The sequence below is a fragment of the Lysinibacillus piscis genome (assembly GCF_026012395.1).
GTDB lineage: Bacteria > Bacillota > Bacilli > Bacillales_A > Planococcaceae > Lysinibacillus > Lysinibacillus piscis.
In genome coordinates this window covers 359,347-375,395 of sequence record NZ_BRZA01000001.1, presented here as the reverse complement: position 1 = coordinate 375,395, position 16,049 = coordinate 359,347, and the positions used below count along the sequence as shown (strand labels likewise).

Annotated in this window: 16 protein-coding genes; 15 read left to right on the top strand and 1 reads right to left on the bottom strand. The window is 39.1% G+C overall.

Features of this window, described 5'->3' with window-relative positions:
• The first annotated feature begins 2 nt into the window (after positions 1 to 2).
• The 15 genes from OPF91_RS01970 to OPF91_RS01900 all read left to right on the top strand — a co-directional run bounded on the left by OPF91_RS01970 (position 3) and on the right by OPF91_RS01900 (position 14,789).
• A complete protein-coding gene (locus OPF91_RS01970) occupies positions 3 to 1,673 on the top strand; it encodes a GspE/PulE family protein (protein ID WP_264986997.1) in 1,671 nt (556 codons plus the stop codon).
• A 13-nt stretch (positions 1,674 to 1,686) separates the two neighbouring features.
• Positions 1,687 to 2,739 (top strand): type IV pilus twitching motility protein PilT, encoded by a 1,053-nt coding sequence (locus OPF91_RS01965; RefSeq protein WP_264986996.1) that lies wholly within the window; start codon positions 1,687 to 1,689, stop codon positions 2,737 to 2,739.
• Positions 2,736 to 3,941, top strand: coding sequence for a type II secretion system F family protein (locus OPF91_RS01960; protein ID WP_264986995.1), 1,206 nt, complete (start codon positions 2,736 to 2,738; stop codon positions 3,939 to 3,941). Before OPF91_RS01965 ends, OPF91_RS01960 begins: the two co-directional genes overlap by 4 nt.
• Before the next feature lie 91 nt (positions 3,942 to 4,032).
• Positions 4,033 to 4,506 (top strand): type II secretion system protein, encoded by a 474-nt coding sequence (locus OPF91_RS01955; protein ID WP_264986994.1) that lies wholly within the window; start codon positions 4,033 to 4,035, stop codon positions 4,504 to 4,506.
• Positions 4,507 to 4,675: 169 nt separating this feature from the next.
• Positions 4,676 to 5,647, top strand: coding sequence for a type IV pilus biogenesis protein PilM (gene pilM / locus OPF91_RS01950; protein ID WP_264986993.1), 972 nt, complete (start codon positions 4,676 to 4,678; stop codon positions 5,645 to 5,647).
• Between the two features lie 2 nt (positions 5,648 to 5,649).
• Positions 5,650 to 6,237 (top strand): PilN domain-containing protein, encoded by a 588-nt coding sequence (locus OPF91_RS01945; RefSeq protein WP_264986992.1) that lies wholly within the window; start codon positions 5,650 to 5,652, stop codon positions 6,235 to 6,237.
• Positions 6,237 to 6,908 carry a potassium transporter gene (locus OPF91_RS01940; RefSeq protein WP_264986991.1) on the top strand — a complete coding sequence of 224 codons (672 nt, stop codon included), beginning with the start codon at positions 6,237 to 6,239 and terminating at the stop codon, positions 6,906 to 6,908. Before OPF91_RS01945 ends, OPF91_RS01940 begins: the two co-directional genes overlap by 1 nt.
• A 1-nt stretch (position 6,909) precedes the next feature.
• On the top strand, positions 6,910 to 7,665 hold the full coding sequence (locus tag OPF91_RS01935; protein WP_264986990.1) for a prepilin peptidase: 756 nt from the start codon (positions 6,910 to 6,912) through the stop codon (positions 7,663 to 7,665).
• 98 nt (positions 7,666 to 7,763) lie between these two features.
• A complete protein-coding gene (locus OPF91_RS01930) occupies positions 7,764 to 7,931 on the top strand; it encodes a hypothetical protein (protein WP_264986989.1) in 168 nt (55 codons plus the stop codon).
• Positions 7,932 to 8,116: 185 nt separating this feature from the next.
• Positions 8,117 to 8,827, top strand: a complete 711-nt coding sequence (locus tag OPF91_RS01925) for a gamma-glutamyl-gamma-aminobutyrate hydrolase family protein (protein WP_264986988.1) — start codon at positions 8,117 to 8,119, stop codon at positions 8,825 to 8,827.
• Between the two features lie 131 nt (positions 8,828 to 8,958).
• The gene (locus tag OPF91_RS01920; RefSeq protein ID WP_264986987.1) at positions 8,959 to 9,957 is read left to right on the top strand and encodes an ABC transporter substrate-binding protein; all 999 of its coding nucleotides are present in this window, start codon (positions 8,959 to 8,961) and stop codon (positions 9,955 to 9,957) included.
• An 85-nt stretch (positions 9,958 to 10,042) separates the two neighbouring features.
• The gene (locus OPF91_RS01915) at positions 10,043 to 11,059 is read left to right on the top strand and encodes a FecCD family ABC transporter permease (RefSeq protein WP_373877018.1); all 1,017 of its coding nucleotides are present in this window, start codon (positions 10,043 to 10,045) and stop codon (positions 11,057 to 11,059) included.
• Positions 11,052 to 12,092, top strand: coding sequence for a FecCD family ABC transporter permease (locus OPF91_RS01910; RefSeq protein WP_264986985.1), 1,041 nt, complete (start codon positions 11,052 to 11,054; stop codon positions 12,090 to 12,092). The genes OPF91_RS01915 and OPF91_RS01910 overlap by 8 nt, the downstream gene beginning before the upstream one ends.
• A gap of 27 nt (positions 12,093 to 12,119) precedes the next feature.
• Entirely contained in the window at positions 12,120 to 12,926 is an 807-nt protein-coding gene (locus OPF91_RS01905; RefSeq protein ID WP_264986984.1) for an ABC transporter ATP-binding protein, read from the top strand.
• A 507-nt stretch (positions 12,927 to 13,433) separates the two neighbouring features.
• Complete coding sequence (locus OPF91_RS01900; protein ID WP_264986983.1) at positions 13,434 to 14,789, top strand: YjiH family protein; 1,356 nt, start codon at positions 13,434 to 13,436, stop codon at positions 14,787 to 14,789.
• Positions 14,790 to 14,982: 193 nt separating this feature from the next.
• Here the strand turns inward: OPF91_RS01900 and OPF91_RS01895 are convergent, their stop codons facing one another.
• Positions 14,983 to 15,981 carry an acyltransferase family protein gene (locus OPF91_RS01895; RefSeq protein ID WP_264986982.1) on the bottom strand — a complete coding sequence of 333 codons (999 nt, stop codon included), beginning with the start codon at positions 15,979 to 15,981 and terminating at the stop codon, positions 14,983 to 14,985.
• Positions 15,982 to 16,049: the final 68 nt, after the last annotated feature.

Here is a 16,049-nt window from a genome sequence, read left to right as displayed (position 1 = left end):
CCATGAAGGGAACAACGAGGAAACGCCTTGGTGATTTACTTGTGGAGGCAGGCGTTATTACGAATGAGCAATTAGACGAGGCATTGGCAACGAAAAATCGCGATGAAAAGCTCGGCGATTTCCTTATTCAAGAAAATATTTTAACAGAGCAGCAGTTAATTGAAGTGCTGGAATTTCAATTAGGTATTCCACATATTCATTTAAATCAATATGTGATTGAGCCAGAGCTTATTAAACTTGTGCCAGTAGAGCTAGCGAAACGTGCGAGTGTTATGCCGATTCGTCGTGATAAAAATAAATTATTTATTGCGATGGCAGACCCGATGGATTATTTTGCGATTGAAGAGGTCCGTATGGCAACAGGCTGTCAAATCGAGGTTAGTATTGCAGCAAAGGATGATTTATATCGCACCATTACGAAATATTATGATTTGCAGGAATCAATGGATGCGGCGTTATCTGATTTAGGCGATGCGACTATCCGACCTGAAACGCAGCAGGAAATTACGGATGATGATTCACCGATTGTTCGTCTTGTCAATCAAATTATTGCCAATGGTATTGCGCAGCGTGCCTCAGATATTCACTTTGACCCACAGGAAACAGAATTCCGTGTACGTTACCGTGTAGATGGCATATTGCGTACAGAGCGTTCATTGCCAAAGCATATGCAAAATATTATTACAGCACGGATTAAAATTATGGGAAACTTAAACATTACAGAAAGCCGTATCCCACAAGATGGTCGTGTGAAAATGACGGTGAATTTTAAGCCTGTTGATATTCGTTTAGCGACATTACCAACGATTTATGGCGAAAAAATTGTGATGCGTTTACTTGATTTAAGCTATGCGCCAAACGATATTAGTCAGCTAGGCTTTACCGATATGAATGAGGCGTTATTTCGCAATATGATTAAGCGTCCGAACGGGATTGTGTTAATTACAGGGCCAACAGGTTCAGGGAAATCAAGTACATTGTATGCGGCATTATCAAATTTGAATGATGAAGAAGTAAACATTATTACGGTAGAGGACCCTGTAGAGTATCAGCTGATGGGTATTAACCAAATTCAAGTGAAGGAAGAAGTTGGATTAACCTTTGCAGCAGGGCTTCGCTCGATTTTACGTCAAGACCCCGACATTGTCATGATAGGGGAGGTTCGAGATTTTGAAACAGCACAAATAGCTGTTCGTGCCTCTTTAACAGGGCATTTGGTACTTAGCACACTGCATACGAATAGTGCAGTGGAATCGATTTCTCGTTTACAGGACATGGGCATTGAACCGTTTTTATTATCTTCTTCTTTAGTAGGCATCATGGCACAGCGTTTAGTGCGTCGAGTATGTCGTGATTGCACACAAACAATAGAGGCAACAGAGCGAGAAAAAGCCATTTTCGCTGATAATGGACTTGTCATAGAAACCGTATCACGAGGTAGGGGCTGTCCATCCTGCAACCAAACAGGCTACAGGGGGCGTATTGCGATTCATGAGCTGTTACCGATTGACCGTCAACTGAAAGACTATATTTTAACGAGTCAAAATATTCATGTCATTGCAAAATATATGAAGGAACAAGGCTATAATACATTGCTACAAGATGGCTTGATTAAGGTAGCAGAAGGTGTGACAACGACAGAGGAAGTGCTACGTGTAGCAACTGTCGAGTAAGGGAGGCGAGACGATGACACAATCAACGTTATCCATTCGTGCATTGTTATTACATGCATATGAGCAGCAAGCATCTGACTTGCATTTAACAGTGGGCATACCACCAACCTATCGTATTGATGGCAAGCTAGCACCATACGGGGATGTGGTTGTGACAAATGAGATGTTACAGGTAATGATGCAAGAGGTATTACCAGCATATAAAGCACAGGAATATCAGGACAAGGGTGAAACGGATTTTAATTATTCGTTAGATGGCCTATGTCGTTTTCGTGTAAATGCTTATCATCAGCGTAATGCACCTGCATTAGCAGCCCGTTTAATTTCAAGTGAAATACCGACGATTGAATCATTAAATATGCCGAGTGTGCTTTTTGATTTAGCGGATAAACCACAGGGGCTTATTTTAGTGACAGGGCCAACAGGTTCAGGTAAATCAACAACATTAGCGGCGATGATTGATTATATTAACACCAATAAAGCAAAGCACATTATTACGTTAGAGGACCCAATCGAATATTTACACACACATAAAAAGTCTGTGGTCAATCAGCGAGAGGTTGGTGTTGATACGGAAAGCTTTGCGAATGGCTTACGCGCCTCCTTACGTCAAGATCCTGACATTATTCTAGTAGGGGAAATGCGTGATTTAGAAACCATTTCAACAGCGATTACAGCGGCGGAAACAGGGCATCTCGTATTTGGCACATTACATACATCGAGTGCACCTACAACGATTGACCGTATTATCGACGTATTTCCACCACATCAGCAAGGGCAAATTCGCATCCAGCTAGCCAACGTACTACAAGGCATTATTTCACAGCGCTTGTTTGTGCGAAAAGGCAAGAAAGGGCGTATTGCAGCAACAGAAATACTGGTGGCTATACCTGCTGTGACGAATTTAATACGCAATGAGAAAATTCATCAAATTCCAAGTATTATGCAGACAAGTCGAGCAATCGGCATGCACACATTAGAAACGTCCATTCAGGGGCTTGTGTCTTCAGGGCAAATTACATTAGAGGATGCACGTCCATATATGACTGCGGGTGATTATATTTGACAGTTTTTAAATATACAGGACGTACAACAGCGGGTGTCACAAAAAAGGGAACGATTGAAGCGACCAATCAAAATGCAGCGATTGCCAAGCTGCGTGAGCGAGGGATTAACCCACGTGAAATTAGTGCATCCTCAAGTATTTTGCATAAGGAAATTAGTTTAGGTGGCAAAGTTAAAAATAAAGATTTTGTTATTTACTGTCGGCAGTTTGCCACGCTTATTCGTGCAGGTGTATCCATTGTTGAGGCAACCAATATTTTAGCAAGGCAATCGACAGCAAAGCCATTGAAAAAGGCGTTAGAGCAAGTGGAAGATGATGTGCGTTCAGGAATTGCCTTTTCACAGGCAGTGGGCAAGCATCCAAAAGTATTCCCAGAGCTGTTTATCAATATGATGCGCTCAGGAGAAGCAACAGGGAATATTGACAATACGTTAGAGCGATTGGCCAATACCTTTGAAAAGCAGTACAACCTGAAAAAGAAAGTGCAATCCACATTGACGTATCCAGCCGTTTTATCGGTATTAATTATCATCGTAGTAGCCTTTCTATTAATCTTTATCGTACCAACCTTTGTTGCATCGTTTGAGGATATGGGGGCAGAATTACCGACCATTACGGTAGTGACCATTGCCTTTAGTGCGTGGTTGCAAGCATTTTGGTGGCTTGTACTGCTTGTACTCTTTATAGGCATTGGTACATTTTATTATTTATTTAAGCATCATAAGGAATTTAATTATACAGTTCATTATGTACTGTTGCGTATGCCTTTATTTGGACCACTGCTACAGAAAACAGCGATTGCCCGTTTAATGCGTACATTATCCTCACTTTTTAGTGCAGCAGTGCCGATTTTACAAGCATTAACGATTTCAGAAAAAGTAAGCGGTAATCCTGTTGTAGGGAAAGTGATGCTAGAGGCGAGAGCGAGCTTGGAGCGTGGCAGTACATTATCAGAGCCATTAGAGCAAAGCTGGATTTTCCCACCACTCGTAACAAGTATGACCCAAATCGGTGAAACGACAGGCTCACTCGATCTAATGCTAGAAAAGGTAGCCGATTTTTATGAGGCAGAGGTAGACCGTGCCGTGGATACATTAAAATCATTGATTGAACCATTAATGATTCTACTGCTAGCAGGCGCAGTTGGCTTAATTGTCGCAGCTATCTTTATGCCAATGTTTAGCTTATACGAGCAAATGTAAATAGAGAGGCGTTTTGCAGGGAGGTGAGAAAGCAATGCAGCAAACGCCCAAGCAAAAACAAAAGAACAATCAAAATCAAGGAGGAATTTTTATGTTTAAGACAATGAAAAAGCGTATTAAAAATGAAAAAGGTTTAACGTTGATTGAGCTATTAGCGGTAATCGTGATTCTAGCAATCGTAGCAGCTATTGCAGTGCCAGCGATTGGGAATATTATTGATAACAGTCGTTCAAAAGCAGTAATTGCAGATGCAACAAATATTATGAATGCTGCACAACTGTACTTTACTGATAATGCAAGTCCTGCAGATGCAACATTTACTAATACTGGTACAAAAACAGAGGGTTTAGATGATTTTATTGAATCTATAGGCAAAATTGAAACATTTACTGTTACTAATAAAGAAGGAGCGCCAGACGTAATTGCTTTTACAGCAAAAGTAAATGGTAATACTGCTACTTTTTCTAGTTTAACATTAGACCAATTGAATAGTGCAACAGTAAGCAAAGGTATTATTAAAATTGGTAATACTGAATATGGTGGCACAACACCAACAAACCCATAATTAACCCCCCAAAGAACACCTAACCTAGCAATAGCTTAGGTGTTCCATTGAGGGATTAATTTTCCTGTGAATGCTAGTGGGCAGGTGCTATGATCGTACAAACTAGACACTCGTAGCATCACCATTCCACCATATGACGGTTCAATTTACAGTAGAGGAGCTGCACCTGATGTTCAATTTTAAAAAGAAAACACATGTAGCCTTGGAATTAAATGATTATTTATTGCGTGTACTCGTGAAAAAGGGGGAGCAGCCTGCACAGTGGGAGACATATGAAATTTTATTAGCCAAAGGGATTGTACAGGATGGCATGATTTTAGATGAAGTGGCATTGTTTAAAATTTTAAAGGAGCATCTTGCGTTATTTGGTGGGAAAAAGCAGCCTGTGCGTACGTTTGTGCCTGATACATCTGTGCTTTTAAAAACGTTTGAGCATCCCGAAGATGTAGTAGGGGATAAGCTAAAGGCATATGTCCAAATGGAGCTTGGACGTACAATTCATTTACCATTTCATGAGCCACTTGTGGACGTTTATGACCCAGTGGAGGGCGATGGGCAAGCGACCATGTTTGCTGCGCCGTCAGAGGAAGTGACGAAGTTCGTTGGCTTATTGTTAGATACACCTTTAACACCCGAAGCGGTTGATATTCGTGCACTTTGCAATTTACGTGTATTGGAGCATTTGAAAAAGTTAGATGAACATAAAACGTATATGCTAACGAATTGGTCCATTAATGAATTATCTGTTTGTATTTATTCAAATGGGCAAATTGAATTTTTACGCTTCCAAACGATTGATACGGATTTAACGAACTGGCATGGTGTTGTGGATAGTCAGCGTGAGGCACATTTCACCTATAATGGTGCAGAGGATGAATACCGTATGCTTATTTTAGACCGCGTGTTGGAGCTAGATCGTATTATGAACTTCTTCCGTTTTTCTTTACATAAAGGAGAAAGAACAATTGATGAAATTATTGTCATGGGCGATAATCCATGGCTATCTTTAATTCGTGAGCTACTTGTAGAAAGCCTACCTGTGCCGATTATGATAGTAGATGACCAAATGATTCAGCAATTTTATCCAACTATGAAAGCCAAACATGTATCGTTAATCGGACTTGCATTGAAGGAGGTTTAGGCATGATTCCAGATATTAATTTACTTCCTCATGTCAGTAAGCATGAATCCAGCTCTAAAATTGCTTACGGTATTATTAGTATACTAACGATTGCGCTGCTTACTTTTATCATCTGGCAATTTTTTGTGGCAAAAAGTGATGCCATCAAGCTGACAAATGAACAGCAAGCATTGCAGGCACAGAAGGAACAAATACAACAGGAGTTTGATGCATTAAACAATGCGGATAAAGGCTCTTTAGAACAGTCTGTTGCTTTTGTCGAGCGTATTTCCTATCCAGTAACTCCATTAATCGATGAGGTGCGCACATTATTAGCCGCACATGCCTATTTACGAAGCTATGATTTTGCGGAGGAAACCATAACAGTAGAGATAGATTTTGAAACCTTTACGGATATTTCGAAATATGTAACATTACTGGAGCAAAGTGAATATTTCACTAATGTACAGCTCAGCTCGGTAGATGATTTTGAGGTGAAGGCAGGTACATCGACAACAGATGAGATAGATTTTAATGATGTACCACGCTATTCCACTGTTATTGAGCTAGCCATCGATAAAATTTATTTAGCAACAGGGAGGACAAATTAATGTTTAGTAATAAAAATTCAGCACCTATTCTACTAAGTGCACTTGTCCTTGTATTACTGTTCGCTCTTTATTATTTTATCGTGTTACCGAAAAAGGATGAGGTACAGCAATTACAAAACAATATCACTGTGTTGCAGCAAGATATGACGAACTTACAAACACAAATAACAATGCAAAAAAGCACGGAAAAGAATACATTAGAGAATGTCTTTGCCTTACAAAAGAAGGTACCAAAGGATAAAGATATTGCGAAACTATTATTGAATTTAGAAGAAATCGAGTTATTGTCCACATCAAGAATTGTTGGTATGCAATTTAACAATTATGATGCCATTGTCAATGAATCGACATTACAGGACCCAAGCCAACCAGCAGAAGAGGAGCAAGCCAATTCGTCAGAAAATGAAACAGCGGAGCCACCTACTTCAACCATTGCGATTGATACATTGCCACCTGAATTGCAAATGATGACATTTAACATTGATATGGCAGCAATGGATGCGGATAAGCTCACTATCTTTTTGAAGGAGCTAGAGGCATTAGAGCGTGTTATTCGAATCGACCATGTGGAGCTTGCCTTATCTGGAGAAGAGGCGGAATTGGCAGAAACAGCACCAAAGGCTCCAACAGCTAAAATTCAAGCGACCACTTTTTATTACGAAGGAGAGTAGTATGACGATTACCTATACCATTTTTTTCTTCGTTGTGGGGCTTGTATTTGGCTCTTTTTATAATGTAGTGGGCTTAAGGGTGCCGAAAAATGAGTCGATTGTTTATCCAAGCTCGCATTGTTCGAATTGTCAACGTACATTAACAGCCATTGACCTCGTACCTGTTCTTTCCTATGTATTATTGCGCGGGAAATGTCGCACATGCAAAGTACGTATTTCACCTATTTATATGCTAATGGAGCTTTGCACAGGGCTCCTTTTTGCCTTCGCTTATTGGAGACTTGGTTTGTCATTTGAACTAGTGGTCGCTCTATTTTTTATTTCGCTCTTAGTCATTATTACAGTATCAGATATTGTGTATATGCTTATTCCAAATAAAATTTTGCTGTTTTTCCTGCCTTTCTTGGCTATAGGAAGAATCGTATCACCATTAGCTATATGGTGGGATAGCTTACTTGGTGCAGCGGTTGGCTTTAGTTTATTATTGCTAATTGCGATGGTATCAAAAGGTGGTATGGGTGGCGGTGATATTAAGCTATTTTTTGTTATTGGACTTGTACTCGGTACATTCCAAACATTATTGACATTATTTTTAGCTGCGGGCATTGGCATGGTTGTCGGTGTAATCCTACTGAAAAGACGTAAGGAAGGGCGGAAAACACCAATTCCATTTGGTCCATCTATCGCTGCTGCCGCTATTATCACCTACTTTTTTGGTGAAGCAATGATTGCTTGGTATCTTGATTTATTTTCATAGTATAATAGGAATTATTTATCTTGATTCAGCAAATGGTTTTTGTATCGAAAGTGAAGCGTCAGATACAGAAGATCCCTTCCTCTACAGGGAGGGGATGAATGCCGATGTTGACTTCCATTCAGTGGGTGTCCAAACGCCCGCTGAATCAAGATAAAGCTCCAGCGGATGTTGTACCTGACGCTAATGCTTTCGGTACAGAAAAACAGGTGCTGACGCTGCGTTTCACTCCGCTTTCGCACAGAAAAACCGTGTGTCATGGATTTTGAGGGCCTACACGATGTAGGTCAGTTAATGTTTTCTGTACGAAAGCGTAGTACAACGCAGCGACAGTAACAAGCCGTTGTCACAGGATGTGATGCTTTTAGGCTAACTTCCTTTAGACGAGTGAACTCGGAAAAATCCAGACGCAATTACGCTGGGGCGTAATTGATACAATGGGGAGATGGAGAACATGAAGCCAATCATAGGGGTTACTATGCATACAGGTGATAAAAAGCTAGAAATCAACAATACTTACTTACAATCTGTTGAGCTTGCAGGTGGTATTCCATTATGTATTCCACATCTTGACGAGCAGGATTTAGAGGCAGTAGTTAGCAAACTGGATGGCTTATTGTTGATTGGTGGACACGATGTGAATCCGTTACTTTATGGGCAAGAGCCTCATCCGAAGCTTGACACATTTCATACAAAGCGTGATAAAAGTGATCTGGCTATTTTGCAAAGTGTTTTCCAGCGAGAAATGCCCATACTTGCGATTTGTCGAGGCCATCAGGTGTTAAATGTAGCGTTTGGTGGCACATTAATTCAAGATATTCCTGCGCAATGGACACAACCGATTGCACATGCTCAAGCCTCTGCTAGAGAGGAGGCTACACATTCAGTTGTGATAAAAGGACAAAAACTAGCTGCTATTGTGGGAGAAACGACTCTCCGTACAAATTCCTTTCACCATCAAGCGATTGACCAATTAGGTGATGGCTTACTTGTTGCAGGTGTTGCCTTAGATGGTGTGAATGAGGCAGTAGAGCACAAGGAACACCCATTTTGTATTGGTGTACAGTGGCATCCAGAGGCAATGGCTCCGTTTGGTGATGAGTCCTCTATCAAGTTATTTCAGGCATTTATTCAGGCATGTAAAAAGTATAGGAGCGAAATTTAGTCGCTCCTATGCTTTTTTTATTTTAAACTAAAAATTTTCTGATTTTCCTATTGCAAGCATAGTTAGCATAAAGTATACTCTTATAGTGATAATGATTATCATTATTGATTATATACATAGGGAGGACATTTATGTCAACGTCTACAGTCACAAAGCGTAAAAAAAGCTTTTACGTGCTATTCACATTTTTATTGTCATTTGCTTTATTGTTAGTTGGGTGTGGCAATAAAGAAACGAAAGACACAAGTACAAAGAAAGAGGCACAACCACAAGAAACAACAAGCCGTGAAATTACACATGCTATGGGTACAACAAAAATTGATGGTACACCTATGAAAATTGTCACTTTATATCAAGGAGCAACAGATGTAGCCGTAGCAATGGGCGTCAAGCCAGTCGGTGTAGTGGAATCTTGGGCGGAAATGCCAATCTATAATTATTTGAAAGCCGATTTAGAGGGTGTAGCGATTGTTGGACAAGAGACACAGCCGAATTTAGAGGAAATTGCTAAATTGAAGCCAGATTTAATCATTGGTTCAAAAGTTCGCCATGAGGAAATTTATGAGCAATTATCACAAATTGCACCGACTGTGATGCATGAAACCGTATTTGATTTCAAAGGCACAGCGGATATGATGGGACAAGCAATGAACCAAGAGGATAAAGTGAAAGAAATACTAGGACAATGGGATACTCGAGTAGCTGATTTCCAAACAAAGATTAAGGAAAAGCTTGGCGACAAGTGGCCATTCCATGTAACAGTAGCAAACTTTAGAGCAGACCATGCACGTATTTATGTAACAGGCTTTGCTGGTTCCATTTTAAAGGAGCTTGGCTTTGAAGGACCAAAAAATTTAACAGATGATTCTCTTGAAATTGTGAAATTGACAGATAAAGAAAGCATTACGCAAATGAATGCAGACGTGATTTATGTCTTTATGGAAAATGACGAGACTGTGAAGAAAACATATGATGAATGGACAAACCATCCATTATGGAAAGAGTTAGACGCTGTTAAAGCAAATCAAGTTTATCAAGTAGATGAAATCAACTGGAACTTAGCTGGTGGATTATTAAGTGCCAATTTAATGCTAGACGATATTTACGATAAATTTGAATTAGAAAAATAATAAGCAATCGAACAAGGGCTGTGTAAAGTGAAACAAGTAACTTTATTCACAGCCTTCTCTTATAGAGAAAGAAAGTAGGTATAAAATGGAGCATATTTTTCGGAGTGGCTCAATGAAAAAATTGGGTTTATTGCTATGCTGTATTGCATTGTTTTTAGCATTTCTTTTAAGCATAGCTCTTGGACAAACATCTATCTCTTTTCAAGGAATTTATGAGGCCTTTTTTCACTTTGATGCTGCCAATACAGAGCATGTGATTATCCGGACATCTCGTTTAACAAGAGCAGTTATTGCCACAATTGTAGGGGCAAGCTTAGCTATAGCAGGAGCATTGATGCGAGCATTGACTAAAAACCCTTTGGCTGCACCTGATATTTTAGGGATTAATGCAGGAGCTATCTTTTTTATTGTATGTGCCATCACACTGCTGTCTGTACATTCTTTAATGAGCTATATGTGGGTTGCCTTTTTAGGAGCAGGTGTTGCAGCGGCAATGGTCTTTTTCCTTGGTTCATTAGGGAGGGATGGTTTAACACCTGTTAAAATTGTGCTAGCAGGCTCTGCTATTACAGCTCTCTTTATTTCCTTTACACAAGGATTATTAGTCATTGATGAGCAAGGGCTACAAAGTGTGTTATTTTGGTTGGCTGGTTCAGTAGCTGGACGTAGTATGGATATGTTGCTACCTGTTTTACCATTTGTCTGTGTCATGACTGTTGTGGCTATTTGTATGGGGCGTTCCATTAATATTTTACAATCAGGGGACGATATAGCGAAGGGCTTAGGGCAGCGTACAATGATTATAAAAGTGGTGTTAGGTATGATGATTATTGTACTTGCAGGAAGCTCTGTAGCGGTTGCTGGCTCAATCGGCTTTATTGGTTTAATTGTGCCACATATTGCCATTGGGCTTGTTGGTATGGACTATCGCTGGATTATTCCGTACAGTGCTGTCATTGGGGCGACACTATTACTATTGGCTGATATTGCTGCACGTTTTATTATTATGCCACAAGAAATGCCGATAGGGGTTATGACAGCGATTATTGGTGCACCTTTCTTTATTTATATTGCACGAAAGGGGTTAGCACAAAATGCCTAAGTATATGACTGTTCGTACAAAAGCCAATCATATTTCCTTGCAAATTTCTAAGAAAACATCACTCGTTTTTCTTGTGCTAAGTGTTTTATTAGGCTTGTTAACTGTGCTTAGCCTATCAACTGGGAGTGAATATATTTCACCGATTGTCGTTTTACAGGAGCTTTTTGGCTATGGTGATGGCGAGCATCAATTTATTTTACATACGTTAAGACTTCCTCGGACATTAATGGCTTTACTAGTTGGAGCTGCACTAGCTGTATCAGGATTAATTTTACAGGGTATTATTCGCAATCCATTAGCAGCGCCCGATATTATTGGTGTCACAAGTGGTGCATCTGTTGGAGCAATTCTTTTTATTGTTTATTTGATGGGGACAGTTAGTATTCAATTTTTACCATTAGCTGCTATTTTAGGGGCTGCCATTGTATCCACTATTATTTATATTTTATCATGGAAAAAAGGTGTAACACCGATTCGCATGGTATTGATAGGTATAGGAATTTCGGCACTGATGAAAGCGGCTGTCACGATGTTTCTTGTTATAGGTGAGGTAGCTGCTACAACAAAGGCTTATTTATGGCTTACAGGAAGCTTGTATGGAGCAAGTATGCAAGATGTCTATTTATTACTACCGTGGTTAATCATTTTATTGCCATTGACCTTTGTTTTTGCAAGAGTGGTGAATGTAAAGGAATTGGGAGACGATATTGCTACAGCACTTGGTGTGAGGGTGCAAATCTATCGCCTTGGATTATTAATGATTAGTGTGATGCTCGCAGGCTCAGCAGTTGCCTTTGCAGGTGGTATTGCCTTTGTCGGTTTAATTGCTCCACACGTTGCTCGCATGTTAGTGGGACGTTCCTTTGCAGGCTTAATTCCGATTGCTGCCATGATTGGAAGCATTATTGTGATTGTCGCTGATATTATTGCACGGACAGCCTTTTTGCCAAAGGATTTGCCAACAGGTGTGTTTACAGCTGCCATTGGTGCGCCATTCTTCATTTATTTATTATTTAAAACAAGGAATCAATAAGGAAAAAATACAAGAGAGGTGAGAGTTATGACAGCAAGTTTAGAGGCAGTGGATTTGCATGTAGGCTACGGTGAAGCGGCTATATTAGAAGGCTTACATGTCCAAATACCAAAAGGAAAAATTACCGTTTTAGTAGGAGCAAATGGCTGTGGGAAATCCACACTTTTACGCACGTTTGCTCGTTTAATTAAGCCAAAATCAGGGCAAATTTTACTGGAGCAGGATGTCATCAATCAAATTTCAACAAAGGAAATTGCCAAGCGTTTAGCTATTTTGCCACAAGGGCCGATAGCACCTGAAGGATTAACCGTGTTACAGCTTGTGAAGCAAGGCAGATATCCACATCAAAGCTGGTTGAAGCAATGGTCCACAGAGGATGAAGATATCGTCAATAAAGCACTTGAGGTCACACAAATGGCAGCTTTTGCTGATCGTCCTGTAGAGGCGTTATCAGGTGGCCAGCGACAACGAGCCTGGATTGCTATGACATTGGCTCAAAAAACGGAACTTATTTTATTGGATGAGCCTACGACCTATTTAGATATGGCACATCAAGTGGAAATTTTAGACCTACTGTTTGAGCTAAATGTTGCAGAACAGCGCACGGTTGTGATGGTTTTACATGATTTGAATTTAGCCTGTCGCTATGCCCATCATATTATCGCTGTACGTGATAAGCAAATTTATGCACAAGGCAAACCAGAGGAGATTGTAACAGAAGATTTGGTACAGGCGGTGTTTGGTATGGACTGTATGATTATTAATGATCCTATTTTTGGAACACCATTATGTGTGCCACATGGCAAAGGGCATAAGGTGACAGGAACACGCTAATTGCAAAAGGTATCGGGTTGGAGAATAAACCAACTCGATTTTTTAGTTGTAAAAATTTTTTTAACGACAATTTTACGACAATACAAGCTTAGAAAAATTGTTAGTAGAAAAATAAAAGTAGTGAATATAGTATGTGGAACATGTGAAATATAAAAATGACAAAAAGCTGTAAAATCTATAATTGTCATAAAAAATAGAATAATTAAAAAGTAAAAGAAAGGTCATCTTATTGTTATAATGATATAGTAAAAAGAATGCTCGTTGAATAAAAATACAGAAAAATGTTAGGTTGAACCGATGTATATATAGCAATTACAATGTCTTCATAGTGAAGGGATGTTATAAAAATATGAATAGGAAGGATAATTAAAATAGTATTATGATAAAATGAAAGGGTTTTCTTTCTAGAGGGATTGTTCACAACATAAGGAATTTAGCTTTTATACATACCTATTTTCAATAAGTAATATATACACTGTGAAAAATATAAAAAAGTGAGGTTTAACAATGAAAAAATATATGCTCTCATCGTATCTTTATTTTATTATTCCATCTGTTATTGGGATTTTCTTATTTATGACACCGATATTAACGGATGCAGGGTGGAAAATACCCATTGCCATTTTAGCCAATTTATTAGCAAATGCTGTCGTACCTATCATTAGCCATTTTACCATTTTCATGTTTGTTATTTCCGCAGTCGGCGCATTGGTGGCGAAATTTATACCACGCAAAAATTTGAAGGAACCGAGCATTTTGGATTCATTGTTTTATGTGAATTGGTTTTGGACGATTGTACGTGTACTTGGTTTAGTATTTGCCTCAATGGTGGTCTTTGATTTCGGGCCAGCAGCCATTAATAATGAGAATACTGGTGGCTTATTGATGAATCCAGATGGTGGACTTGTGACATTTTTATTTACGATTTTCTTATTTGCAGGCTTCCTGTTACCATTCTTAACAAACTTCGGCTTACTTGAGTTTTTTGGTACGATGATGGTGAAAATTATGCGTCCTCTTTTTAAAAGTCCAGGGCGCTCTTCTATCGATGCATTGACATCGTGGGTAGGAGATGGCACAATCGGTGTTTTAATGACAAGTAAGCAATATGAGATGGGGAATTATACGAAAAAGGAAGCGGCTGTTATTGCAACTAGCTTCTCAGTCGTTTCGATTACATTTTGTATTGTTGTGTTAGAGACGGTTGGCTTAGAGCGTTATTTTATTCCTTATTATTTAACTGTCCTACTGTGTGGTATTATTTTAGCGATTTTGATGCCACGTATTTATCCATTAGCCAAAAAGGAAGATACATATATCGATGGATCGCCTGTTGATTATGCACGTGAGATATTACCAGAAGGCTATAACTCTGTATCACATGGTTTGGAAAATGCGTTACAAGTAGCAGATGCCAATCGTGATCCACGTCAATTTTGCAAGGACGGGTTTCGCAATGTTATTGATTTATGGGTAGGGGTTGCACCAATTGTAATGGCTTTTGGTACGATTGCGTTAATGCTCGCTGAATTTACCAGCATTTTTGTTATTTTAGGGAAACCGTTTGAACCGATTTTAACGATGCTTGGGTTACCAGAGGCGGCTGAGGCAGCGCAAACAATGGTCGTTGGCTTTGCAGATATGTTCCTGCCATCTATTTTAGGCGCAGGGATTGAATCGGATGTGACACGATTTGTTATTGCGGTTGTCTCCGTTACACAATTAATTTATATGTCTGAGGTCGGTGGATTAATTTTAGGAACGAAAATTCCATTAAACATTATTGATTTAGTCCTTATTTTTCTTATTCGTACAATCATTTCATTACCAATCGCAGCATTAATTGGTCACTTATTATTTTAGTGTGTAGATTGAAAAATAAATTGAATAAGGGTTCGTAGATAATCGACACGACTTCGTAAGCATTCGACAAAATAACGTAGCTATTCGACAAAATTTCGTAAGTAATCGACAAAATTATGTAGATAAATTGCTGAAAGGTTACTTTCTACCGTCGACTCAATCCTTTTCAACAATGTAAGACTGCCAAGAGCTTTTAGTTGCTCTTGGCAGTCTTTTGTTTAGGTAATTTACCAATCAGATAGTAGCTATAAGGAAGTCGTGCCAGTATGTTTAGACAAATAATACATAGAAGTAAGCTACTGATAAATAATACCAGCACCTGTAGAACTGTTGAGGGAAGGAGGGCTGTATAGGGTGCTAAATAATCTTGAATAAGCCAATGAAGCAAAAAGATGCCGAATGAATAAGAGCTGATGATTTGAATAATGGGTAATTTAGGTAGCAATTGACCATAAGCTAAAATACAGCAGGTAATAGCGAGCACGAGTAGTATCATATCAAGGCGTCTGGATGTAATGGCAGTGAGTCCCATATGGTAGGAAATCGCCAGTATGGCTATAGATAATATGCACCATATCAACGTGGCAAGACGGTAATGTACAAGCTTTACAGCAAGCCATGTATAATGAGTGCCCCAAATATAAGCGATAGCAAAATACGGTAGCCAGCCAATCAATAACCAACGACTAACAGCATCATTTAGTACAGGAAATGCACTGATAAATAAACTGTACAAAATGCCAAGTGTACCGAAAATAGGTACAAACCATACACTCGATAGTTGATATTTTCTAATGATAAAAAACAGCATATAAAATTGAAAAATAGTTAAGACGAACCACCCTGAAAAATCCCCCAATACAATATGACGATAGAGCATATAGCCAAAATTTTCATCATAACGCAAAGTAGCATTGCTTGCATAGAATGTCGCGAAACATAAAAATGGAATGAAAATATATTGACAGCGTCGCCATAAGAAAAAGACAGGAAGATTAGCGGGATAGCGTTTGGCTAAAATGATAATGGATAACAGAATAAACGTAGGTGTTGCAAAACATAATACTAAACGAAAAAATTGATAGTAGTCATTGTGGACATCGCCATTTACGATTGCTGTATTCGTTGTGGCATGTAAAAGAACAACACTTAAACATGCTACTGTTCGTAGTACATTCCATTCATAAATCATCTCATCTCACCCCATCTACAAGTTACTTATATATATGTGCCAACAGCTTATCATACGCACATGTAATA